Raw genomic sequence first — 23881 nt, 5'->3', positions numbered from 1 at the left:
GATTACATTCCGTCACACGTTTCATTGTAGAATATTTACAAAAGAAAGGAATATTTTTGTTGTGAATCATGCATTTTTGTTGTAAAATTAAGCGACGGAAGAAGTGATAATCGAATAAAGGCTTTACACCGCAATCACCGATTGATATAATGAAGGTACCAAAGTAAACGGCACTTATAAAAAGGCGGTGAGGATATGACAGGTAAAGAAGTAGTTAATCTTATTCAAAAATTAGAAGCTGAAGGTTTGACAGCCGAAAAGATCATAGAAATTATCAAATATGTTGAAACGGCTGAACCCAAAATAGAAACTAAATAACCAAAAACTGCCGGGAAATCCTAATTCGTACATTATGTACAAATACAGGATTTCCCGGCAGTCTATCTTATCATCTTATATCTGATTCAATCAACCTGTTAAACCAATTTCATTGGATTAATCTTAACGCCAGGTCCCATGGTAGAAGTAAGTGTCACGCTCCTTAAGAACTGACCCTTCACTGCTGCCGGCCTTGCCTTGATGATTGCGTCAATAAGCGTCTGGAAGTTGTCCGTAATCTGCTCCTCAGTAAAGGATGCTTTACCAAGCGGCACATGGATAATGTTTGTCTTGTCAAGTCTGTACTCAATCTTACCGGCTTTGATGTCATGGATTGCCTTTGTTACATCCATCGTTACCGTACCAGCCTTCGGGTTCGGCATAAGACCCTTAGGACCAAGAACACGTCCGAGACGTCCAACGATACCCATCATATCCGGTGTTGCAACTACTACATCGAACTCAAACCAGTTCTCGTTCTGGATCTTCGGAATCAGTTCATCGCCGCCCACGTAATCTGCTCCGGCTGCCTTCGCCTCTTCGGCCTTGGCGTCTTTCGCAAATACAAGGATACGAACCTTCTTACCTGTTCCGTGCGGCAGTACAACCGCGCCACGGATCTGCTGGTCAGCGTGACGTCCGTCACATCCTGTTCTGATATGAGCCTCAATCGTCTCATCGAATTTTGCTACTGCAGTCTTTTTAACCAGTGACACCGCATCCGCAACATCATAGAGATTGCCTCTGTCGATTGCTTTTGCAGCTTCAATATATTTCTTTCCTCTTTTCATCTAAATAACCTCCTTGTGGTAATGTCGGGATAACCCTCCCACTTATTTATTCACATTTTAATCTACATTCGCCAGGGAATCATCTGCTCCACTAGGCTCGAAAACACCTCGCAAGGAATCATCTGCTCCACTAGGCTCGAAAACACCTCGCCAAGTGGCCAGATGGGGTTCGCACTAAGCTCGAAAATACCTCGCTAAGTGCTCTACTCCGCCACCTTAACTCCCATGCTGCGGCAGGTGCCGGCTACCATACTCATCGCTGCTTCTACTGTCGCTGCGTTAAGATCCGGCATCTTCGTCTCTGCGATCTCTCTTAACTGAGCCTGTGTGATCGTCGCAACCTTCGTCTTGTTCGGAACTCCGGAACCTGACTTGATGTTGCAGGCCTTCTTGATCAATACCGCTGCCGGCGGTGTCTTCGTGATGAAGCTGAAGCTCCTGTCACTGTAAACTGTGATAACTACAGGGATGATCAGATCTCCTTGATCTGCTGTCCTTGCGTTAAACTGCTTCGTAAATTCAACAATATTCACACCGTGCTGACCAAGTGCAGGTCCAACCGGTGGTGCCGGTGTTGCCTTTCCGGCAGGAATCTGTAACTTAATGTAACCTTCTACTTTTTTTGCCATCTCAATTACCTCCTTGTGGTGATGTCGGGAAATACGGTCCCTCCCACTGATTTTGATTTACAACTTTTTAACTTCTGCAAAACTGATCTCAACCGGTGTCTCACGGCCGAACAGTTCAACATTGATCGTAAGACTCTGCTTCTGCATATTCATAGACTGGATAGCTCCGACGGTGTCTGCCCATGCTCCGGCAATCACCTGAACCATGTCGCCTTCTGCAAAATCAACCACCATATTCTCCCGCTTGATCCCAAGCGGCGCCATCTCTGCATCTGTGAGCGGAACCGGCTTCGATCCAGGGCCTACGAATCCTGTCACACCCCTGGTATTACGCACCACATACCATGTGTCATCATTCATGAACATATGGATCAGTACATATCCGGGAAACATCTTCTTCTGCGCTGCCTTCTGAACGCCGTTCTTCAATTCTACAACGTCCTGCATCGGAACGCGGACCTCCAGAATCTGCTCTTCTAAGTGCCTATTCTCAATCGTCTTATCAATGTTGGCTTTTACTTTGTTCTCATACCCGGAATAGGTATGCACTACGTACCATTTTGCCTCTGACATAAACTCACCTTTCTTGCCTGCAGATCATCAGTCTATCTTACCAATAAATCCACTCCGTACTGGGCGATAAAATCAACGATCGCAATGATCAATCCCAGGATTACGGATACAGAAACAACTGCTGCCGTCTGTTTTGCTACTGTCATCTTGTCTGGCCAAATGATTTTCTTAAATTCCCTGCTAAGACCCTTGAACCAGCTTCTCTTCTGCGTCTTCTCGCTCATGACAACCACTCCTTTTACGGCGAACTACTTCGTTTCCTTGTGCAGTGTGTGTGATTTGCAGAACTTGCAGTACTTCTTAGTCTCCATGCGTTCAGGATGTGTTTTCTTATCCTTCGTCATGTTGTAGTTACGCTGCTTGCATTCTGTACATTCCAATGTGATTCTTGTACGCACAACTTCCACCTCGCTTTACGTTTTCTCATTGACGTGTTACATGGTAGCTTGCGAGGCTACCCAAAATTAGGCATAAAAAAAAGACCTTCTTCCATTCGCTAAGATAGTTTACCATGACTGCGGTAAAAATGCAAGCCCTTTTTCACAAAACCTTTACATTTAAAACACTTATTGATATAATTAAGAAAGTTTTACACAAGAAGCTTTTCTTTCATATTATAATGTATATAGAAAGTTTGAGGAAGATAAATATGATTTACCAGAATGTATTAGAAGCAATGGGGCAGACCCCTATCATCCAGTTAAACCGCATGGTCCCCAGCGACTCCGCCCGGGTGCTTGTGAAGTTCGAGGGTCTGAATGTGGGCGGTTCCATCAAGACAAGGACCGCATACAATATGATCAGCAAAGCAGAAGAGGAGGGCATCTTAAAGAATGATTCCGTTATCGTAGAACCTACCAGCGGCAATCAGGGCATCGGTCTTGCACTGGTGGGTGCTGTCAAGGGCTATGAGACGGTCATCATCATGCCTGACTCCGTAAGCCAGGAAAGACGGCTCCTGGTAGAACATTACGGCGCGAAGGTCATTCTCATCCATGACGCGGGGAATATCGGCGACTGCATTGAAGAATGCGTCCAGACTGCGAACCGGATGGCCGCCGAGAATCCTAAGGTATTCGTGCCGCAGCAGTTTGAGAATGAGGCGAATCCCATGGTCCACCGCTATCACACCGGACTTGAGATCTTAGAGCAGGTAGCCGGTCCGATCCACGGTTTCTGTTCGGGTATCGGCACCGGAGGAACCATCACCGGCATCGGCGAGACCCTGAAAGCGCTGAACCCGGATATTACCATCTGGGCAGTGGAACCGGAGAATGCGGCGATCCTTGCAGGCGGAACGGTCGGAACACACATCCAGATGGGTATTGGCGACGGCGTGGTCCCCAAGGTACTGAACCGCCAGATCTATGAGGATATTGCTATTATTACCGACGAAGAAGCGCTCCAGACTTCCAAAGACCTTGCAAGGCTGGAAGGGCTGATGTGCGGGATCTCCAGCGGAACGAACGTGGCCGCCGCCATCAAACTTGCCCGGAAGCTTGGCAGCGGAAAGACCGTGGTAACACTTCTTCCGGATACAGCGGAGAGATACTTCTCTACACCTTTATTTGAATAGAACCTTCCTATTATAATATAAAAAAACACCGCCGCGGCTCTGGCAGAGTTCAACGGCGGTATATTTTATTCCCGCTAGGGTCAAAGCCCCCGCTGCTCTGCAGCGTTGCTTACAGCGGGGTCTTTGACTTTGCATTCAACAACTTCTCGATGCTCACCAGTTTCACGCTGAGAACAAATATCTTCGAAGCCAGTTCCAGTTCCTCTACAGTCGGGAACGAAGGTGCGATGCGGATATTGCTGTCTTTCGGGTCCTTCCCATATGGGTAGGTCGCGCCGGCATCCGTCATGATAAGACCTGCTTCTTTCGCCTTTGCAACGATGGCCTTCGCACATCCATCCATGGAATCGAATGAGATGAAGTATCCGCCCAAAGGCTTCGTCCAGGTACCGATACCCAGGCCGCCCAGTTCCTTCTCCAGAACTTCATTCACCTTCTCAAACTTCGGTCTGAGGATCGCGGCATGCTTTCTCATATGCTCATAGACTCCAAGCATATCCTTAAAATAACGTACATGACGCAATTGGTTCAGTTTGTCATGGCCGATCGTCTGGAACTTCATATATTTTCTCGCATCCTCAAGGTTCCCGCGGGATGCTGCCAGCGCTGCGATTCCGGAACCAGGGAAGGACACCTTCGATGTGGAAATGAACTTCAGCACAATATCCGGATTACCTACCTTAATACACTCATTCAGCAGTTCCAGCACAACCACACGCTCATCATCGTACAGATGATGGATCGAATAAGCATTGTCCCAGAAGATGCGGAAATCCTTCGCCGCGGGCTTCAGCCGCGCAAACCTTCTGACGGTCTCGTCCGTATAAGAAATACCCGTCGGGTTCGAATACTTCGGCACACACCAGATGCCCTTGATCGTCTCGTCTTTTGACACCAGTTCTTCAACCATATCCATATCCGGTCCGGTCTCAAGGAGCGGTACATTGATCATCTCGATCCCAAAGAACTCCGTGATCGCAAAATGACGGTCATATCCGGGAACCGGACATAAGAACTTCACGCGGTCCAGCTTCCCCCATGGGGTACTTCCCATGAACCCATGAGTCATGGCACGGGATACGGTATCAAACATTACATTCAGGCTGGAATTCCCATAGATAATTACACTGCGCTCCGGCACCTCCGACAGATCCGCCAATAACTTCCTGGCATCACTGATCCCGTCAAGAACACCATAATTCCTGCAGTCCACGCCATCAGAACTTAACATATCCGACTCGCTTGTCAGGACATCCATCATGCCGATTCCGATATCCAACTGAGCCTTGGACGGCTTGCCCCGGGACATATCCAGATGCAGTCCCTTCTTCTTGATCTCTTCAAATTGCTTCTCAAGGTCACCCTTCAAATTCAATAACTTCTCTTTGCTCAACTTGCTGTACGGCGCCATAATTGGAACTCCCTCCTGTTTTCTGTGTGAATCGGCAGCCTTGCCGCCCTTTTCTACCGTATGTTATTTTACGGATTTTCACATGAAATGTCAAGTCTTTTTTGCATATTTTAATCCTATCACCTTCATTTATACAGGAACGCAAGCCACACAGTCAGTGTTGCACGCAAAGAAATGCAATTTTCATCCGATCAACTTGCAAATATTCTACTTCTCCAGTTCAAACCGAAGCATAACGGGATTATGGTCACTGTACCCAAAATCCGTATCAATATTCTCTGCTTCTGCTTTCACATTCTCGGACACCAGGAAGCCATCCACTACCGTTGTGAAATTCACACCCTTCGTATAAGGAATATCCGCTCCCCGGCAGGTCGGCACTTCAAGCTCATTCTCCGCCCGAACGATCGAGATCCCTTTCGCCATCTCTTCCTGGGTCAAAATGGACACCCACGCCGGAAATCTCTGCTTAGACGGAAATCCTTCTGCTACAGCCTCACCCAACGCATGATTGAAATCTCCGCCCACGATCACATAATTCCCGGCCTGATATTCTTCCTCCATCACAGAATTCAACAGTTCAAGCTGTTGCAGGCGGATCTTGCCGCCCTCGTCATACGCCGACATATGACTGTTGATCAGTACCAGCTCGCGTCCGTTCTCCACCGGAAGGCGCATAACAGCAAAACACCGGTCCAGATCCGTGAACTTCGTAACAAAGCTGTTGTCTACCGGATAACTTCTCCGCTCTGCTTCTGCGATCTGATACCGTGTGAAATTCAGAAGTCCCGCTTCCACCGCGCCATGCGGGTCTGAAAATGGATAGAATAAATATGCCGAGTGAAAATTATTTGCGAAGACATTTCCATAATCAGCAAACTTGTCCTTAAGCTCCTCCGCCTGATTCACATGATAACTCCGATCCGCTTCCACATCCACTTCCTGCAGCAGAAGGAAATCCGCCCTCAGCTTCTCAAGCTCTTTTGCCGCACCCGCCGTATTCCGCTCCACCGATTCCCTACTGACGGCCTTGCCGTACTCTCCCGCCGTCTCAGTCCCGTCCGCCATCTCGCCCGTATCCATGAAGAAACTGTAATCCGGGCCATATGCGCCAAAACCAATATTATAAGTCACCGCCGTGTAAGCCTCCCCGGTCCTTAACGTCTGCTTCGGATTATTCCTGACCTCCAGCTTTGCGTGATCTTCAATCCGATAATAATTTGCCTGCATGTAAATGATGTAACCAGCTATACAGAGTAAGGCAAGCAGGATCAATCCTACAAGTATCTTAAGCACAATCTGTATGCGCTTCTTCGTCTCTGCCTGGCTATCTCTCTTCACTTTCTCCTTCATACTTCCTGCCTCCCGATAATTCCAGCCCTCACCGCAATATTGCCGCATTCCTTCTCCATATATCGCTGCATCTCTCCGTCATCATCATAGAATTCCCTGACAAAATTCCTCATGATCTCCCGCACGGCCTCCTTCGCCTCCTCCCCAGAATACATCCCAAGCAGCGCCTGTATCCTGCAGCGGTCACTCTCCGATACATCCGAACCGTCAAGGGGCTTCTTCAATAAAATATGCTGCACAGCATCCGCAAGGACGATCCCGCAGAGATTCTCGAACATTTCTTCATAATCCCCGGAATACGCGCGCAGCACCCGCCGCACATAATCCTCCGGGAATCTGCCCAGGAATCTCTGTTCAATGCAGATGCAGCGGACATATTCATAGACTGCGTCAATGCCGGAATACTCTACCAGATCCTTAAGCACCGGATAATCCAGAGTAAGGATCGTATTCTGCGGATCGTATTTGATATCATACCACTTCAAGAACTCCGGCACCGCCGCCACCGCATCCTTAAGGGCAATATTTCCATAAGAATGGAAATGCCCGATCAGTTCATGATACATCTCCTTCATCGCCCTTACCTTTGCATCCACAAGCCGGCTGCCCAGCAGGTATGCCTCCTTCGCAGACACCCTCTCTGCAGACGCGATCTCCGTTACGCTCCTATCTTCCGCAGAAGCGCCGCATTCCCCAGTCTTCTCCATAACAGCTGTCTCATACTCATGAATGCAGTAGATCACGGCTTCCATCAGTTGATTCGCTTTCTCATATGTGACAGACGTACTCTCGTATCCCGTATAGCGCTCTGCAAGCTCTGCAACGATCGGAATTAATTCTTCCATCTCATATCCCATATTTCACCCTCCCACTACTGCAGATTCTTCAACGCCTCCAGGTAAACTTTCGGATCCCACCTCTGTACTTCATCAAACTGACTGTATTCCCCCCTTCCTTCCGTCTGTCTATATCCCCGGTAACCGCCCCGCACAGCCTGGGAGAAAATGTCAAGACAGGTCTCCTCCAGATATTCCAGATCACCGTAGCAGACCGTCTCAAACTGCTCCTTCATAAAATGGATCAGCTCCATATCCGTCAGCTCATCCATCGTCTCATTCTTATAGAGATAGAAGATCTCCTGAAGCCGTACCATAGTCTCCAGATAATTGTCCTGGCTGATGTAATCAGAATCACAAAACTCGTAGATCAACTGTGGGAGTATCCCCTGCCCAAATTCCACTCTCTTCTGTTCCTTCAAAGCGCTCCTGCGCTCTGCCACAATCATCTGCGCATCCTCCGAACTCAAAGCAAGACCGTATTTCTGCGTGTACTGATTCATTTCCAGAACTTTTCCCACCTGTGCCTGATCCGCCGCCAGCTCTAACCAATTTCCTTTGCTCAAAGTACATTCCTCCTGTTCTACATGTGCCCTCTCGTAATCGTTCTTTAATTATAGCACCGCCCCGCTCTTCGTGCCAGTCTTGGATTTACTCTGTTTTAATGATATAATAGAATCAGTAAAATTTCACTTCTTTTACTTCTATTCGTATAAAATTCGTAGTAGAATCTGGTCAAGAATTTATACAAATGGAGGTCAAAACTAATGACAAAAAGTGCAAGAAAAAAAACCAATTACAAAAACATTTATTACAACGAAGGAACCAAAAAATACGACGTCAAATACAATTATAAGGAATACGATCCCATATTGCAAAAGAATAAATACAAAAGCCAATGGGTCTACAATTGTATGTCCATCGCCGAAGCAAAAGAAGCGCTGGCAAAACTGCAGATCGGCATCACAAAAACCGAAGACAAAGATATCACCCTTGCAAGTGCTTTTGAACTTTGGAAGACCAAAGCTCTCACACAACAGTTCAGCGAGATGACGATCCAAAGTACAGAACAGAACATGAAAGTAATTTACAAATATCTTCCTGCAAACACAAAATTAAAAGACATAACCGAACATGTTTACTATAAAATATTCGCAGAACTAAGACAAAAGTATTCGGAAGAAACCGTTCACACTCTCAACAGCACATTTCGTAAACTGATAAAGCTTTCTTATAAACGAGGCCTGATCGCAGATAATTTTCTCTTAAAAGCAGACAATATAAAAACCGAACAAAAGAAGAATTATTATCTTCTGGGACATAAAGATTTCCAAAAAATCGATAATTATCTGGGCAATAAGCAAAGCAATCATAACGGATACAATGCCTATCCCAGACTGCAGTTTTTCTATAATGTGCTGTACTATACAGGAGTGAGGCTGTCTGAATGTCTGGCCCTGACCTGGAATGACTTCGAAACATTTCACTATCATAAAGACGCGCACGATCCAAGAGGCAATTTCCACTCTCCGGAATCAACGGCATCTGACAGCGGATATTTGTCGGGCATGAGGATCTCCGTCACCAAATCAACCGGGCGTGAGAAAGATGAATCCGGCAAGGCCATTGTAAAAGGTCCGAAGAACAAGAAAAACCGTACTATTCCAATACCTCCCCATCTCGAGGTAATGTATCACAGAGAACATAGCAAGCATATTGCCGGCGGAGGTGAAAACTCAGACAGGATTTTCAATTATGTACACAGCTATTGTCTGACCAGGATCAAAGACACCTGTAAAATACTAGGAATCGAACCCTGTAACTGCCACGCTTTCCGGCATACCTATATAAGCAATCTAATAAAGAGAAATGTTCCGATCACCGTGATCGAGAAGGTGTCCGGCGACACACAGGAAACGATATTCAAACGGTATTCGCACATGTTTGAGCAGGATGAGATCATGGTGATACGGGCATTGGAGAATCTGCAATAATAATTTTCTTAACAGACTCTAAACAAGAGCAGAAGTGCTCTTGTTTTTTTGCGTTAAGTCCCAGGAACTACCGTGCTTTGTCTTGATTCTTCTATCTATTTGTATATTTCCGTATATTTTTATGTTCAATCTCCTTGAAATCCGCAAAAATAAAGAGGTATTTTTATGATCCGATAATTCGATGTGGAAGACACTCCTGAAACCAGGAAGGAAGGCCTCTTTATTACATATAAAGGGAAGGAATATCAGTACAACGAGGATGTGATTAACTTCCTATGCCTGGGGATCGACAACAGCACCCCGGTGGAGCAGGCCAACGAGATAAAGGGACAAGGGTTGGCGGATGCGATTATTCTGGTGAGTATTAATGTGGAGAGTGGGAAGATTAAGATATTGGCGGTGCCCAGGGATACATACGTGCCAGTAAAAATGTACAACGACCAAGGGCAGTTCCTCGGCGAGAAAAACATGCAGCTCACCCTTCAGTATTATTACGGCAAGACAGCCAAAGACAGTTGCGAATTAATGGTAAATGCGGTTTCTAATCTGCTTTTTAAGGTTCCGATTCAACGTTACTGTGCAATCAACCTGGAAGCGATTCCTATCTTGAACGATGCAATCGGCGGGGTGGACGTCCAGGTATTGGGAGATGTCGAAGTCGGCGGTAAGCCTTATCACGCAGGAGATACCCTGCATTTGCAGGGGAAAATGGCAGAGGACTATATCCGGGACAGAAATACCGATCAATTTGCCAGCAGTATGGGCAGGTTGGAGCGACAGAAACAGTATATGACAAATTACTTCGCCACAGCAATGGCACAGGTAAAAAATGACCTGACACTTCCGGTTTCTATCTATCAATCGTTACAGGGAAATATGTATACGAATATTTCGGTAGAAGATATCACCTATCTGGCGCCGGAAATGTTAGATGTAACGCTTACGGCAGAAGATATGTCAATGATCCCGGGAGAAGTGACACAGCCTGATGAGCATGAAGCATATATGGTGAATTCAGAACAATTGAAAGAGCTTGTAGTGAATTTCTTTTATACAGAAGTTCTGTAAATACAAAAGATTTTAGAATTTAGGAGGATGAACCCATGGATTATGAGAATCCTGAGCATAGGAGAGGAAGAAGGAGCAAATCTTCCGGAAAGACCGGATTGGTTGTAGCACTTATAGCAATCGTAGTCATATTAGCGGGAGCGGGGATTGGATTCTTTGTACATACTTCCAATCAAGAGAAAAAAGCTGCAGCAGCAGAAAAGGCCAAAAAAGCAGATCCCGAGGAGACACAGGAATCCTATGAAAAATTGAAAGAACAGGTAGCCGTCGATGCAGATGACCCGATGTTCCGAAAAATAGACTTTGCGGCTGCGCAGGAAATGAATCCAGATGTGTATGCTTGGATTTGGATACCTGGTACGAATATTGATTATCCGATTCTCCAGAGCGAGACGGAGGATGACGCATATTATCTGAACCATACGATAGAGAAGAAAGAAGGTCTTCCGGGAACGATATATACGGAAAAATACAATGGAAAAGAGTTTTCCAGTCCGGTTACCGTAGTCTATGGGCACAACATGAAGAATGGCAGTATGTTTGCAGACCTTCATAAATATGAGGACAGGGCATTTTTTGACACAAATCCTTATGTATATGTCTACATGCCAGAGAAAACATTGAAGTATCACATATTTGCGGCAACACCGTTTGATGATAGGTATTTGCTTGGCAGCTATAATTTCTCGGCTCAGATGGAGTTTGAGGAATACCTGGATGAATTAAGAAGCACGATCAACGGGAATGTAAATATGGATGTCAATGTATCATTACAGACCGGCATTCTGACACTTTCAACCTGTATTGCAGATTCAGCAAATGAAAGGTTCTTAGTCAATGCAACATTGGAGCAATAGGGGAGAATTAATTAAGGGATATTAAGGCCAACAAAGCTTTAATATATAGTCACACAACGTAACAGAAAATATGGAAGGAGAAAATAAGAACATGAAAATGAAAAAGTTAACAGCCCTTGCATTAGCCGGCGCTCTTTGCTTGGGTATGTCCACAGTTGCTCTTGCAGCACCTAGTGTTGGACCAAAAGATGCTATAACAGCTACTACTGGAAACGGAACAAATGTAGAATTGAATAAAGACGAGATCGATGTTAATCGTTGGAATGAGTTTGACGGTTGGGATTCTACAAATCCGGAAAAGGCTAGTGATGCTATTAAGGATACGTTTGAGCAAGCTTCTGTTGATTATGAGAAAAAAATCACTGAGTTAAAGCAGAAGAATGATCCTAAATTAGCAGGAGTGATTGCTGAATATGAGAAACAGCAGGCTGCATTGAACACATTAGTAGAATCTGATGATTTAATTGAAGTAGCTACACTTGTAGACTTAAGCGTTGCAAAAGATGAAAACGGACAGATTCTTCCTGTTGACCCAGAACATCCATTGATGGTTAAATTTGTTTTAAATAACAGATTAGAGAACCTGGCTGTAGGTCAGAAGATTCGCATTATGCACCAGAATAGTCGTACTCTACTTTGGGAAGTATACGAAGGCGAAGTAAAATGGGATGCAGTAAAATCTGAATTCTATGTAGAGAATGAATTTACAAGTCTGTCACCAGTTGCAATCTTAAGAGTTACATCTGACGGTTCTGTTCAGGTAACACCTCCGGGAGAGCAGCCAGGAAACACAAATCAGCCAGGAGATCAGCCTACAGTTACACCAGATAAGGATGGAAATGTTACAGCGGATCAGCTTGCAGATTTGATTGCAAAGAAACTGCAGACAAATGGCGTGAAGTTTGATCGTACAGCAGCTACAGGAAAAGCTTCACCAAAGACTGGCGAGTAATCTATAGTTTACAAAAGGGGAGCTTAACCCTGTAAAAAAATAAGTAATATGATATGACATAACAGGTCTGTTATTGTGTGTGATATTGAAAAGAGCATTCCACTTTTGGTGGATGCTCTTTTACTAATTTTTCAATCGGATCCAACATCGTTTTTTATAAAAATAGATTCCATAACACATTATCTTCGAATAGTCCTCACGAAATTATTCTCTGTACATTCAGCTATTTATCTGTAAAATTGCCATACGATCCCCAGAATAATCCTGTACGATAATATCACTGCGTCCCTCGCCATGCTCCCTGTTAGATTCTACTGAATATCCGGCTCTGACCAATATACCAGCTAAAAAGATATGATAAAAATCTTCACGATAATCATAATAGCTAATTGTTTTACGAAGTAATCTTGTGATTTCGTTAGTTGCGGACTCAGTGTCTCCAGTCCAAATTGCCTCAAATAATACTTTCCGATTTTATTTTTGTGTGCCTCCTCCGCTAAAACCCAAATATCTTCTTATGCAATTTCCTGTTTTCAGTCCAGCAAACCATATTTTTGAGAAAAGTTGAATCAATCAGCACTTTATTTAATATAATTTCAAACTGTGTGAACATTTTTTGCTAGTAGATAAGGGTATTTCATGCCGGAGATGTCCTTCATCTGCAGGGGAAGATGGCGGAGGACTATATCCGGGACAGAAATACAGATGTTTTCGCCAGCAGTATGGGCAGGCTGGAACGCCAGAAGCAGTATATGACGAATTATTTCGCCACAGCAATGGCACAGGTAAAAAATGACCTGACGCTTCCGGTATACATATACCAATCCTTGCAGGGGAATATGTATACGAATATTTCGGTAGAGGATATCACATACCTGGCGCCTGAGATGTTGGATGTAACGCTTACAGCGGAAGATATGTCGATGATTCCGGGAGAAGTAACACAGCCGGATGACCATGAAGCATATATGGTAAATTCAGAATAATTAAAAAAACTGGTAGTGAATTTCTTTTATACCGAAGTTCTGTAATTACAAAAGATTTTAGAAATTAGGAGGATGAACCGATGGGTTATGATAGGCCTGACCATAAGAATTATGTCAGGAGCAGAAAAAAGTCTTCCGTGAAAACCGGATTGCTTGTGGCGATTATAGCCATTGTAATTGTAGTAGGAAAAAGAAGCCTTAGAAAATTTGATGTCTACAACTGATAAGTTTGTAGTGGGTGCTTTGATGGATGTAAAGGCACCTGGAACAACAGTTGATGATGAGAATGAATTACTGGTTAGATTTGAATTGACTGGCGCTTGGGAAGGCGTTGCCGATGAGAAAACAGTTAATTTATTACATGCTATAACGGATAAAAATGGTAACATCGTTGCATGGGAAGTATTTGAGAATGTACCAATCAAAAAGGATGATAAAGGTGTTCTGTATGTAGAACAGAAATTTGACTCTTTATCACCAGTCGCTATCTTAGAGTTCCTGGTAGTGATAATGGCGGTAATGGAACGAATCCTGACGATCAACCTACTTTAACTCCAGATGCTAATGGAAATATTACTGCTGATCAGCTTGCTGATCTTATCGTAAAGAAATTACAGCAAAGTGCAGATACAAAAAGTTATCCGTGTTGCTTCTGGCGGATGCTCTTTTACTATATTTCTATCCATATAAATGATAAATTGATCTTATTGATCTTCTGGGCAATTATCCTTGAATAACAGAATATTCCTCTGTATAATAAAGCCATAGTAATTTTAAGAAAGGAAGCCACGAATATGAATGAAATGAAGATACCAATCGGACGCTCCGGCTTTGAGGATATTCGGAGAAATGGATACTATTATATTGATAAAAGTGGCTTGATTAGAGAGTTACTGCGAACAGACGGAAGACAGGTCACATTAATAACCCGCCCGCGGAGATTTGGAAAAACTCTGGGTATGAGTATGCTGTCGGAATTTTTTGATATTCGGAGAGAAAACGGCAGTCTGTTTGCAGGACTTTCAATTGCAGACGACAAGGATTTATGTGATACCTGGATGAATAAGTACCCAACACTCTTTCTGTCGTTCAAAAGTGTTGATGGACTGAATTTTCAGAAAGCTTATGATAAGCTCACAGGAGTTATCTCGGATCGCTATAAAGAACATCTGTATCTAATAGAATGTGATAAACTGGATTCTTTCACCAAAGAGACGTATTGTCAGGTGGCTTCACAGAAGGCTGCCCAAGGTGTAATAGAAAATAGTTTGCTTAATCTGACCAGAATGATGCAGACATATTATGGAAAGCCTGTAATTCTACTCATAGACGAGTATGACGTACCCCTGACAAAGGCCAGCGATAACGGATATTACCGTGAAATGCTGGATGTTATGAAAGGAATTATGCAAGTTGTCAAGGACAATAGCGCATTAAAGTTTGCTGTTATTACCGGATGTCTAAGAATTGCAAAAGAAAGCATCTTCACGGGAACCAATAATTTTGTACCAGATACCATTTCGGATACCAGATTAAATGAATATTTTGGGTTCACTCAGAAGGAAGTGGATTTGCTCCTAAAAGATGCAGGGTTAACGAACTATACAACGGTGATAAAAGAATGGTATAACGGATATCATTTTGGGGATTTTGATATTTATTGTCCATGGGATGTGATGAATCATGTAGAAAGGCTGATGCTCAATCCAAATGCAAAGCCTGTTGGGTATTGGAAGAATTCAAGTGATAATAGTATTATTCGCTTATTTATTGATTTCGCCGGGGAGGCTATAACTAAAAAGTTTGAAACGCTGTTATCTGGAAGCTATGTGATTCAGAAAATAGAAGAAGATCTAACCTATAATGAATTATTATCTTCCGAAGATAATCTTTGGAGTATGCTTTATCTGACTGGATATCTGACCCCAGTTAGGCAGACTGAGCTAAATTGTTCTCTTCCAGAGGGGTGTCTCGGATTAAAAATCCCCAACCGAGAAATAAAGGAGATTTTTGAGACTACAGTAAGTAAATGGTTTCAGGAAAGTACACAAAAATGGAATCGAAAAGCGTTATTCGAGGCAGTCTGGACCGGGAATGCTGAGACCGTAACAAAAGAAATGACAAGATTACTTCGCAAGACCATTAGTTATTATGATTATCGAGAAGATTTCTATCATGCTTTTTTTGCCGGTATATTTGCCGGTGCAGGGTATGTTGTGGAATCGAACAGAGAACATGGAGAAGGGCGCAGCGATATTATTGTACAGGACTATTCTGGGGATCGTATGGCGATTTTTGAAGTTAAGTATGCAAGATCTCAAGAAGGACTGGAAAAGGCTTGTAATGAGGCGATTACACAGATAGATAGCCGAAAGTATGATGAAGAGTTTCGGGAGGATTATTCTGTGATGATGTGTTATGGGATATCCTTTTATAAAAAACGTTGTTTGGTTCAATTGAAAGGATAGTTTGCTATAAACTTCTCTAGTTTTTATTGATAAATATTAGTAAAAGAGCATCCGCTAGAAGCGGAATGCTCTTTTCAATATCACACACAATAACAGACCTGTTATGTCATATCATATTACTTATTTTTATTAAGGGTTAAGTTCCCTATTATTGATAAACTATAGATTACTCGCCAGTCTTTGGTGAAGCCTTGCTAGAAGAAACAACACGTACAACCTTTGATGCATCTGCGTTCTGCAGTTTCTTTACAATCAGATCTGCAAGCTGATCTGCTGTAATGTTTCCATTTGTACCTGGGGTTACAGTTGTGTCATCGCCAGGATTTGGTGTTGGGTTAGGTGTATTATTACCATTCTGATCGTCACCATTTGCAGCAGCATCTGTGAATCTTAAGATAGCGATTGGTGACAGGCTATCGAATTCCTGCTCTACGAAAAATCCATCTTTTTCATTCCACTGTACTGTACCTTCAAGTACGATCATCTGACCATTTACCTGATGTAAGATACGAACAACTTCACCTTTTTGGATACCTTCCCAAGCAGTATCTCCGTTTAAGCTAAATTTGATATTGATAGGATTCTCCTCATCAACAACTGCATCTGTAGTGATATCAGCAAGAGTTACAACCGCAAACTTCTTATCTGAACTTAATAATTCATTTAATGTAGTCTGCTCTTCTTTCAGTGCCTTTAATTCCTCACCTGTTAAAGAATCTTCATCTCTTAAATCTTTCTTGATTTCGTCAAGTCTGTCTTCAAGAGTATAACGAACGCTCTCATCAACTTTCTCTGGCTTTTTGCTGTTCCATCCAGCAAAAGTACCTGTCTCTGTGTCAATTGGAGACTGATATACGTTTACGTCTTTTTCATCCTGAGTTGCTGTTACAGCATCTTCCGGCAATGGGCTGGCTGATGCAAATGCTGTTGTAGACATACCCAAGCAAAGCACACCGGCTAATGCAAGGGCTGTTAACTTTTTCATTTTCATATCCTTATTTTCTCCTTCCATATTTTCTGTTACGTTGTGTGACTATATATTAAAGCTTTGTTGGCCTTAATATCCCTCATTAATTATTTCTATTCTTCCCATGTTGCATTTACTAGAAATCTCTCATTGGGCGAATCAGCAATACATGTTGACAGCGTCAAAATGCCTGTCTGCTGCAATACATTTACATCCATATTTACATTGGCATTGATAGAACTTCTCAATTCGTCCAAATATTTTTCAAAATCAACCTGAGAAGAAAAATTATAACTTCCAAGTAAATACCGATCGTCAAATGGTGTTGCCGCGAATATATGATATTTCAAAGTTCTTTCCGGTGTGTAGATATATACATAAGGATTGGCGTCAAAAAAAGCTTTATCTTCAAATTTGTGTAAGTCTGCAAACATGCTGCCATTCTTCATATTGTGACCATAAACTACGGTAACCGGACTGGAAAATTCTTTCCCGTTATACTTTTCTGTATAGATAGTGCCGGGAAGACCTTCCTTTTTCTCTATTGTATGATTCAGATAATACGCATCATCTTCTGTCTCACTCTGCAGAATCGGATAATCAATGTTTGTTCCCGGTATCCAAATCCATGCATACACATCTGGATTTGTTGCCTGTGCAGCTGCAAAATCAATCTTTCTGAACATCGGATCATCTGCATCCACGGCTACTTGTTCTTTTAGTTTTTCATATGATTCTTGTGTCTCTTCCGGATCAGCTTTCTTTGCTTTTTCTGCAGTTGCAGATTTCTTCTGCTGATTGGATGAATATACATAAAATCCAATCCCTGCTCCCGCTACAACAATTACAATGGCAATAATCGCCACAAGCAATCCGGTTTTCCCGGAAGACTTCTTTTTGCCCCTGACATAATTCTTATGGTCAGGCTTATCATAACCCATTGGTTCATCCTCCTAAATTCTAAAATCTTTTGTATTTACAGAACTTCTGTATAAAAGAAATTCACTACAAGCTCTTTCAATTGTTCTGAATTCACCATATATGCTTCATGCTCATCAGGCTGTGTCACTTCTCCCGGGATCATTGACATATCTTCTGCCGTGAGCGTTACATCTAACATTTCCGGCGCCAGATAGGTGATATCTTCTACCGAAATATTCGTATACATATTTCCCTGTAACGACTGATAGATAGAAACCGGAAGTGTCAGGTCATTTTTTACCTGTGCCATTGCTGTGGCGAAGTAATTTGTCATATACTGTTTCTGTCGCTCCAACCTGCCCATACTGCTGGCAAATTGATCGGTATTTCTGTCCCGGATATAGTCCTCTGCCATTTTCCCCTGCAAATGCAGGGTATCTCCTGCATGATAAGGCTTACCGCCGACTTCGACATCTCCCAATACCTGGACGTCCACCCCGCCGATTGCATCGTTCAAGATAGGAATCGCTTCCAGGTTGATTGCACAGTAGCGTTGAATCGGAACCTTAAAAAGCAGATTAGAAACCGCATTTACCATTAATTCGCAACTGTCTTTGGCTGTCTTGCCGTAATAATACTGAAGGGTGAGCTGCATGTTTTTCTCGCCGAGGAACTGCCCTTGGTCATTGTACATTTTTACTGGCACGTAAGTATCTCTCGGCACCGCCAATATCTTAATCTTCCCACTCTCCACATTAATACTCACCAGAATGATCGCATCCGCCAACCCTTGTCCCTTTATCTCGTTGGCCTGCTCCACCGGGGTGCTGTTATCGATCCCCAGACATAGGAAATTGATCACATCCTCGTTGTACTGATATTCTTTCCCTTTATATGTAATAAAGAGGCCTTCCTTCCTGGTTTCAGGAGTGTCTTCCACATCGAATTGTGTAATAAAGCGAAAAAGTATTGATTTTTACGAATTCTTGGAAAAATGTGATTGGAAAATATACGAATTTATACGAATGTGTTCTAAAAGGAACTAGTAAAACTATGTTTAATAGGTCTTGATTAACTCAAATCATCTCAAGTAAGTATTAAAATAATTTTGATTAAAAAGTAGTAAAAACAATGAATTTATGTTATCCTATTGATATTAAAACTTTTCTCTTTGAATAATTAAACTGGAGGTATGATATATTGAGAATTTATCTTGATATGTGTTGCTACAATAGACCATATGATGACCAAGCACAACTGAAAGTGTTTATGGAAACACAATCCAAGCTATATATACAAAAATTAATAAAAGAAAAACAGTTCGAGTTGGTTGCATCATATATGTTAAGATATGAATGTAACAATAATCCATTTGAAATGCGACGTAATACAATTTTAGATTTTATCCATAAGAATACATTTGCATATGTTGGGGTAGAACGTAAAGTAGAAATTGAGACAAAAGCATCTGAAATTATGCAGACAGGAATTAAGTTTAAGGATGCTTGTCATGTTGCATCAGCTATATATGCAGGATGTGAATACTTTATTTCAACAGATATACGGTTATTAAAATATAATACCAAGGAAATCAAAATGGTTTCACCGATTGAATTTGTTACAGAAATGGAGGGCGAATAATATGAATGTAACTACTTCAGAAATCATGCGCAAAGGAATGGAATGTTTAACTCAACAGATGGGAATTGTTGAAGCAGAACAATTTATTTCCGTTATCATACGAGAAAAATTTGATTATACAAAATGGCAAAGAGACTATTTTGATAAAAAATCACCAGAAGAAATAAGCAAAGAAGCTTCTGAATATGAAAAATCACACCCTTTTACAGGCAATGCGATAAGATTATAATTAAAAAGGGAGTCTATGTCAATTGAAAACTAGAAGAAGACTCCCTAAATATCTAATGACATAACGCATCTAATGACTACTTGTTTCATTAAGTACCCAAGCTTTTTAAATTTGATCTTGGAAGTATCAGAGATATGGTTGAATCCAAAATTCTGTTACATCTTCATTTTTATTACTTACCAATTCAAACAAATTATCTTTGGTAGTAAAAAGATTTTTGGGATTGCGACCTATAATAAGATATTGATTATTTTCATCTAAAGAGATAAATTTTCTTGTTTCATCGTCTAATAAAATATCTGCATTGTCAATCACAATCATCTTATTTTTCATTTGTGTTAGCATTTCTTTAATATCTTTTTGATAATCCAAGTAATTCAGACATACAATTTGAGGATTTATAGCCATACATTCTCTGATAAATGAAAATGCGGCTGTCTTCCCGGCAGCTGAAAGTCCGATAAGAATAGTAATATTATTAGAAAATACAAAATTTATTGCAAATGAAGTATGAATTGTTGAGAAATACTTCATCACTTTTGGTTCACATTTCATTTTCCCACCACTTCTTTAATTCTTCATAATCATTAATTATATGGTATTTGGAATTGTTAGCTACTCTCACAGCAGGCATATCAAAGGGTATCATTGCATAATCACTGTAGATATTTCCGTTTTTCAAACTATATAGCAATTCTATTGCATTATCTCCACATTCTTTCATGCAAAATACTTTATTTGGAAAATATAATACATTTAAAATAGTTTTGCACCCTGTTGATAAGCAATCTATATCCAACGCCACTTCATTAAATTTAGACATAATTTTATACTTGCTGAGAAGTTTTGAACCATCAACTTTTTCAATAATTTCTTTTGCATAATTATCTAATTTTAATATTGTCTTTTGATTAAAAAAAATATCATTTAATTCAACATATTCCATATCATCAGATATATCATTTTTATCCTTGTAAATTGTAATCACTACATTATCTCCATTCCCATTTTTGAAAATTTATATTTTAATTGTTCTCATCCAACCCACAGATATCATTTTCTTCTCTTTCGTGTCAATTACAGCATGAATCAATCCAACATTTCCCAATCATTCCCTTAGATACCTCAAAACCTGTATTCCTTGTCAGATCAAATAATAATTTTGCAGACAATTGTTCTATATTATGGTTATCAAGATGATTGTCATACTTTATAATTTCCTGAATCGTCTTATAATCGAATGTTTCAGATTGAATAGATTTAACTAATAACTCATACTTCGCAACCTAAAACTGCTTATCATTACGATTTTATAAGCCTTGCAATAGTAAAAATAAAATAGCTTTATGCCGCAGTGGGCATAGTAAAGCGTTCTCTCCACGGTGTGGGGAGATTGCCGATAAATGTACAGAGCAGTCCGTTGATCTGTTCATCCGAAGCTTTGAAATGCTGTTTCACACTCTGCAGCATGATGTCCAAAATGAGAATGATTGCACAGTCCATCATTTCATTTATGATATCCCGCTGTACCTCATAAAATAGTTCTTCCAGACTTCTGTTATCTGTATTTTGGAAACGCTCAATTGCCAGTATCATGTACCGTATTGCAACGATTACCATATGTGAAGTAATGGCATCATAGCTTGTACTGTGGCATTCCGTACGAAGTTTTAAATAGCTCTTTGACATTTTAAAATAGGTTTCAATTTTCCAGCGCATCGTGTACGCACGGAGGATTTTCTCTTCATCTAAGGTCATGTCAGTGCATACAAAGCATACCCAGTCCTTGCGGTTGCTGTGATTCCGTACGTAGACCAGTTTTGCCTTCATGGCATTCCCGGTACTGTCAGGAATGATAATATCTACAGACAGGAGGTATCTGGAACGCCCCCTGCGCTTTTTGTTCCTGCTGTAGATTTCTTTTACATTCAGTTTTTTCTCCTCGCCTGTTGCGGGATCTCTCCAGATATATTTCGTGCTGTTCTTTTTGATCATCGCTATGACATCTGTTCCTATCCCCTTGAGCGCAGCCAGCTGGGATGGACTGGAAAACCATGTGTCAAACAGGACATAATCGAATGGTATCCCTGCTTTGTGTGCCTGCTTTACCATATGTTGGACAACAAGGGTTCCCTTTGTTTTTGCCATTGCCCGGCGCTTTCCGCGTAGTGTACGGCAATCGATTCGGACATTGGGTCCAACCATTTGTTTCTCATCGCGCGTTGACAAAAGGGACTGTGCAAAAGGAATGAATGTCTCTCCATTTGTCCATCCACCAGTCATCATGCGGTATCCAAGACGGGTCTTATGATCATTATGGTCAAAAACCCTGGCACATAATTCGGTTCCCTTTCCGCCGGTCCGCGCATATAAAGAATCATCAAAAATCAGAGCATTGATATGTTTGTCTGTGGTCTGTGACTCTATATCTAAAATGACATTTTTTGCTGTTTCCAATTGCAGCCTTTCCCAGTTAGCTCCGGGAAGCTTATCAAAACGGTAAAATGTGTCTTGCTTATAATCCCGGAAGAATGTGTCCGTCTTAAACATCAGATACGCACTTGCAGGGGCAAAACACACGAGAAGTTTGTCGATAAGCAGATCCTTGGCACTCACAACTTTCTCAAGGACGGGTGATTGTTTCAGATCACCCAGCAGACGGGAAATCGGGTTATCAAAGTATGTCATCCCGCTGTTGACAAAAATGTCATCGACCATTTTTATGACACCACATTTCCTAAGAAGGGGACGACCAATGTACTTATCAAAAAAATTTTCAATACTATCTAAGAGTTGTTTGCTATTATCAAAGATTTCTGCTATGCTATTCATGGTATAAGCCTCCGTTTTTAAATGGTTTTCGGCTAATTCCATTATAACAAAAACAGAGTGCTTATACCTTTTTATTTTTGATTTTCTCTGTATTTTCAACTAACACAGCACAAATTCAGGTTGCGAAGTATGAGTAATAATTCTCTTGCACGGATTGCCTTTATCCGTTTTACCAGAAATTCATCATCTGGTGCATAAATCCATTTGATAAGTTTATCAAATTCCAAAAGAATATATTCAAAACATATAATGTCTAGCAATATAACATTCTTCTTTATATCTGCATATTTTTTTTATAAATGTTTTCCAAAACATATAACTTGCTTTGTCTTTGCGGTCCTCTATCCAAAGAAATGTTTTTCCATTTATTCATCTCCTAATATAAAATTATCAAATTATAACGACAAAACTTTACTTTTTCCAATCTATACCTATTATACGCAAATCATTAATAACTGTCAATTTTATCATTTTAATTATAGATTAACCCGTTGAGTTTTCAAGTATTCGTATAAATCCGTATATTTAGTCTCCTAATACCCGTTAATATCCGTTAAAGTCAACGATTTTGCAGCCCATAAAACAATTCGATGTGGAAGACACTCCTGAAACCAGGAAGGAAGGCCTCTTTATTACATATAAAGGGAAAGAATATCAGTACAACGAGGATGTGATCAATTTCCTTTGTCTGGGGATCGACAACAGCACCCCGGTGGAGCAGGCCAACGAGATAAAGGGACAAGGGTTGGCGGATGCGATCATTCTGGTGAGTATTAATGTGGAGAGTGGGAAGATTAAGATCCTTGCGATTCCCAGAGATACCTATGTACCGGTCAAGATGTACAACGACCAGGGCAAGTTCCTGGGTGAAAAGAGCATGCAGCTCACTCTTCAGTACTATTACGGCAAAACCGCCAAAGATAGCTGTGAACTGATGGTAAATACCGTTTCTAACCTTTTGTTCAAGGTTCCGATCCAACGCTACTGTGCAATTAATCTGGAGGCTATCCCGATTCTTAACGACGCAATCGGCGGGGTTGATGTACAGGTGCTTGGAGATGTTGAAGTTGGCGGCAGGTCCTATCATGCCGGAGAGACCATCCATTTGCAGGGGAAGATGGCAGAGGATTATATTCGGGACAGGGATTGCGACGTCTTTGCCAGCAGCATGAGCCGTCTGGAACGCCAGAAGCAGTATATGACGAATTACTTCGCAACAGCGATGGCGCATGTAAGAAACGACCTTACGCTTCCGGTATCCATTTATCAGTCCTTGCAGGGGAATATGTATACGAATATCTCGGTAGAGGATATCACGTATCTGGCGCCTGAGATGTTGGATGTGACGCTTACAGCGGAGGATATGTCGATGATTCCGGGAGAAGTAACACAGCCGGATGAACATGAAGCATATATGGTGAATTCAGAACAATTGAAAGAGCTTGTAGTGAATTTCTTTTATACAGAAGTACTGTAAAT

29 protein-coding genes are annotated in these 23881 nt (G+C 41.7%); 13 read left to right on the top strand and 16 right to left on the bottom strand.

Going from position 1 to position 23881, the window contains the following annotated elements; genetic code table 11:
* Positions 1–195: 195 nt before the first annotated feature.
* Positions 196–318 carry a hypothetical protein gene (locus tag VSQ62_RS02565; RefSeq protein ID WP_334633034.1) on the top strand — a complete coding sequence of 41 codons (123 nt, stop codon included), beginning with the start codon at positions 196–198 and terminating at the stop codon, positions 316–318.
* Positions 319–416: 98 nt separating this feature from the next.
* Here VSQ62_RS02565 and rplA read toward each other — a convergent pair whose 3' ends face one another.
* The 5 genes from rplA to rpmG all read right to left on the bottom strand — a co-directional run bounded on the left by rplA (position 417) and on the right by rpmG (position 2709).
* The gene (rplA, locus tag VSQ62_RS02560; RefSeq protein ID WP_334633033.1) at positions 417–1109 is read right to left on the bottom strand and encodes a 50S ribosomal protein L1; all 693 of its coding nucleotides are present in this window, start codon (positions 1107–1109) and stop codon (positions 417–419) included.
* Positions 1110–1312: 203 nt separating this feature from the next.
* Complete coding sequence (gene rplK, locus VSQ62_RS02555; RefSeq protein ID WP_334633032.1) at positions 1313–1738, bottom strand: 50S ribosomal protein L11; 426 nt, start codon at positions 1736–1738, stop codon at positions 1313–1315.
* A 57-nt stretch (positions 1739–1795) separates the two neighbouring features.
* On the bottom strand, positions 1796–2311 hold the full coding sequence (gene nusG, locus VSQ62_RS02550) for a transcription termination/antitermination protein NusG (protein WP_334633030.1): 516 nt from the start codon (positions 2309–2311) through the stop codon (positions 1796–1798).
* A 32-nt stretch (positions 2312–2343) separates the two neighbouring features.
* Entirely contained in the window at positions 2344–2535 is a 192-nt protein-coding gene (gene secE, locus VSQ62_RS02545) for a preprotein translocase subunit SecE (RefSeq protein WP_334633029.1), read from the bottom strand.
* Positions 2536–2559: 24 nt separating this feature from the next.
* Entirely contained in the window at positions 2560–2709 is a 150-nt protein-coding gene (gene rpmG / locus VSQ62_RS02540) for a 50S ribosomal protein L33 (protein WP_005332089.1), read from the bottom strand.
* Between the two features lie 251 nt (positions 2710–2960).
* Here rpmG and cysK point away from each other — a divergent pair, with 251 nt between their 5' ends.
* Positions 2961–3887 (top strand): cysteine synthase A, encoded by a 927-nt coding sequence (gene cysK / locus VSQ62_RS02535; RefSeq protein ID WP_334633028.1) that lies wholly within the window; start codon positions 2961–2963, stop codon positions 3885–3887.
* Positions 3888–3996: 109 nt separating this feature from the next.
* On the opposite strand, the gene VSQ62_RS02530 is transcribed toward cysK, so the two are convergent.
* From VSQ62_RS02530 to VSQ62_RS02515, 4 genes are all read right to left on the bottom strand, one after another.
* A complete protein-coding gene (locus VSQ62_RS02530; protein ID WP_334633027.1) occupies positions 3997–5298 on the bottom strand; it encodes an aspartate aminotransferase type Ic in 1302 nt (433 codons plus the stop codon).
* A gap of 207 nt (positions 5299–5505) precedes the next feature.
* Positions 5506–6651, bottom strand: a complete 1146-nt coding sequence (locus tag VSQ62_RS02525) for an endonuclease/exonuclease/phosphatase family protein (protein ID WP_334633026.1) — start codon at positions 6649–6651, stop codon at positions 5506–5508.
* Positions 6648–7508 carry a DUF6179 domain-containing protein gene (locus tag VSQ62_RS02520; RefSeq protein ID WP_334633025.1) on the bottom strand — a complete coding sequence of 287 codons (861 nt, stop codon included), beginning with the start codon at positions 7506–7508 and terminating at the stop codon, positions 6648–6650. The genes VSQ62_RS02525 and VSQ62_RS02520 overlap by 4 nt, the downstream gene beginning before the upstream one ends.
* A 14-nt stretch (positions 7509–7522) precedes the next feature.
* Positions 7523–8053: a DUF6323 family protein gene (locus VSQ62_RS02515; protein WP_334633023.1), complete on the bottom strand. Its 531-nt coding sequence runs from the start codon at positions 8051–8053 to the stop codon at positions 7523–7525.
* A gap of 201 nt (positions 8054–8254) precedes the next feature.
* Between VSQ62_RS02515 and VSQ62_RS02510 the strand changes: the two genes are divergently transcribed.
* The 4 genes from VSQ62_RS02510 to VSQ62_RS02495 all read left to right on the top strand — a co-directional run bounded on the left by VSQ62_RS02510 (position 8255) and on the right by VSQ62_RS02495 (position 12358).
* Positions 8255–9481 carry a tyrosine-type recombinase/integrase gene (locus VSQ62_RS02510; RefSeq protein ID WP_334633022.1) on the top strand — a complete coding sequence of 409 codons (1227 nt, stop codon included), beginning with the start codon at positions 8255–8257 and terminating at the stop codon, positions 9479–9481.
* A gap of 183 nt (positions 9482–9664) precedes the next feature.
* Positions 9665–10549, top strand: coding sequence for an LCP family protein (locus VSQ62_RS02505; RefSeq protein WP_334633009.1), 885 nt, complete (start codon positions 9665–9667; stop codon positions 10547–10549).
* 35 nt (positions 10550–10584) lie between these two features.
* On the top strand, positions 10585–11406 hold the full coding sequence (gene srtB / locus VSQ62_RS02500; RefSeq protein WP_334633020.1) for a class B sortase: 822 nt from the start codon (positions 10585–10587) through the stop codon (positions 11404–11406).
* A gap of 91 nt (positions 11407–11497) precedes the next feature.
* Entirely contained in the window at positions 11498–12358 is an 861-nt protein-coding gene (locus tag VSQ62_RS02495; protein WP_334633019.1) for a hypothetical protein, read from the top strand.
* Between the two features lie 219 nt (positions 12359–12577).
* Here VSQ62_RS02495 and VSQ62_RS02490 read toward each other — a convergent pair whose 3' ends face one another.
* Positions 12578–12748 carry a PD-(D/E)XK nuclease domain-containing protein gene (locus VSQ62_RS02490; RefSeq protein WP_334637543.1) on the bottom strand — a complete coding sequence of 57 codons (171 nt, stop codon included), beginning with the start codon at positions 12746–12748 and terminating at the stop codon, positions 12578–12580.
* 236 nt (positions 12749–12984) lie between these two features.
* Between VSQ62_RS02490 and VSQ62_RS02485 the strand changes: the two genes are divergently transcribed.
* The 4 genes from VSQ62_RS02485 to VSQ62_RS02470 all read left to right on the top strand — a co-directional run bounded on the left by VSQ62_RS02485 (position 12985) and on the right by VSQ62_RS02470 (position 15812).
* On the top strand, positions 12985–13344 hold the full coding sequence (locus VSQ62_RS02485; protein WP_502957804.1) for an LCP family glycopolymer transferase: 360 nt from the start codon (positions 12985–12987) through the stop codon (positions 13342–13344).
* Between the two features lie 80 nt (positions 13345–13424).
* Positions 13425–13568 (top strand): hypothetical protein, encoded by a 144-nt coding sequence (locus VSQ62_RS02480; RefSeq protein WP_334633017.1) that lies wholly within the window; start codon positions 13425–13427, stop codon positions 13566–13568.
* Complete coding sequence (locus VSQ62_RS02475; protein ID WP_334633016.1) at positions 13555–13896, top strand: hypothetical protein; 342 nt, start codon at positions 13555–13557, stop codon at positions 13894–13896. The genes VSQ62_RS02480 and VSQ62_RS02475 overlap by 14 nt, the downstream gene beginning before the upstream one ends.
* Positions 13897–14138: 242 nt before the next feature.
* Positions 14139–15812, top strand: coding sequence for an AAA family ATPase (locus tag VSQ62_RS02470; protein ID WP_334633014.1), 1674 nt, complete (start codon positions 14139–14141; stop codon positions 15810–15812).
* Positions 15813–15978: 166 nt separating this feature from the next.
* On the opposite strand, the gene VSQ62_RS02465 is transcribed toward VSQ62_RS02470, so the two are convergent.
* From VSQ62_RS02465 to VSQ62_RS02455, 3 genes are all read right to left on the bottom strand, one after another.
* Positions 15979–16803, bottom strand: a complete 825-nt coding sequence (locus VSQ62_RS02465; protein WP_334633013.1) for a hypothetical protein — start codon at positions 16801–16803, stop codon at positions 15979–15981.
* Between the two features lie 89 nt (positions 16804–16892).
* Positions 16893–17720, bottom strand: coding sequence for a class B sortase (gene srtB / locus VSQ62_RS02460; protein WP_334633010.1), 828 nt, complete (start codon positions 17718–17720; stop codon positions 16893–16895).
* Between the two features lie 35 nt (positions 17721–17755).
* Positions 17756–18640 (bottom strand): LCP family protein, encoded by an 885-nt coding sequence (locus tag VSQ62_RS02455; RefSeq protein ID WP_334633009.1) that lies wholly within the window; start codon positions 18638–18640, stop codon positions 17756–17758.
* Positions 18641–18900: 260 nt separating this feature from the next.
* Between VSQ62_RS02455 and VSQ62_RS02450 the strand changes: the two genes are divergently transcribed.
* Both VSQ62_RS02450 and VSQ62_RS02445 read left to right on the top strand, forming a co-directional pair.
* Complete coding sequence (locus tag VSQ62_RS02450; protein ID WP_334633008.1) at positions 18901–19341, top strand: hypothetical protein; 441 nt, start codon at positions 18901–18903, stop codon at positions 19339–19341.
* Between the two features lies 1 nt (position 19342).
* Positions 19343–19570, top strand: coding sequence for a hypothetical protein (locus VSQ62_RS02445; RefSeq protein WP_334633007.1), 228 nt, complete (start codon positions 19343–19345; stop codon positions 19568–19570).
* A 126-nt stretch (positions 19571–19696) separates the two neighbouring features.
* Here the strand turns inward: VSQ62_RS02445 and VSQ62_RS02440 are convergent, their stop codons facing one another.
* From VSQ62_RS02440 to VSQ62_RS02430, 3 genes are all read right to left on the bottom strand, one after another.
* Positions 19697–20125 carry an ABC transporter ATP-binding protein gene (locus VSQ62_RS02440; RefSeq protein ID WP_334633006.1) on the bottom strand — a complete coding sequence of 143 codons (429 nt, stop codon included), beginning with the start codon at positions 20123–20125 and terminating at the stop codon, positions 19697–19699.
* Positions 20115–20558, bottom strand: coding sequence for a DUF4869 domain-containing protein (locus tag VSQ62_RS02435; RefSeq protein ID WP_334633005.1), 444 nt, complete (start codon positions 20556–20558; stop codon positions 20115–20117). The genes VSQ62_RS02440 and VSQ62_RS02435 overlap by 11 nt, the downstream gene beginning before the upstream one ends.
* A 356-nt stretch (positions 20559–20914) precedes the next feature.
* Positions 20915–22402 carry an IS4 family transposase gene (locus tag VSQ62_RS02430; RefSeq protein WP_334633004.1) on the bottom strand — a complete coding sequence of 496 codons (1488 nt, stop codon included), beginning with the start codon at positions 22400–22402 and terminating at the stop codon, positions 20915–20917.
* 568 nt (positions 22403–22970) lie between these two features.
* Between VSQ62_RS02430 and VSQ62_RS02425 the strand changes: the two genes are divergently transcribed.
* A complete protein-coding gene (locus VSQ62_RS02425; protein ID WP_334633002.1) occupies positions 22971–23879 on the top strand; it encodes an LCP family protein in 909 nt (302 codons plus the stop codon).
* Positions 23880–23881 lie beyond the last annotated feature (2 nt).

The organism is Sporofaciens sp. JLR.KK001 (assembly GCF_036941055.1).
In the GTDB taxonomy this organism is placed as follows: Bacteria; Bacillota; Clostridia; order Lachnospirales; family Lachnospiraceae; genus Sporofaciens.
The sequence above is the reverse complement of the archived record's forward strand: the minus strand, read 5'-3'. Positions and strand labels throughout refer to the sequence as shown.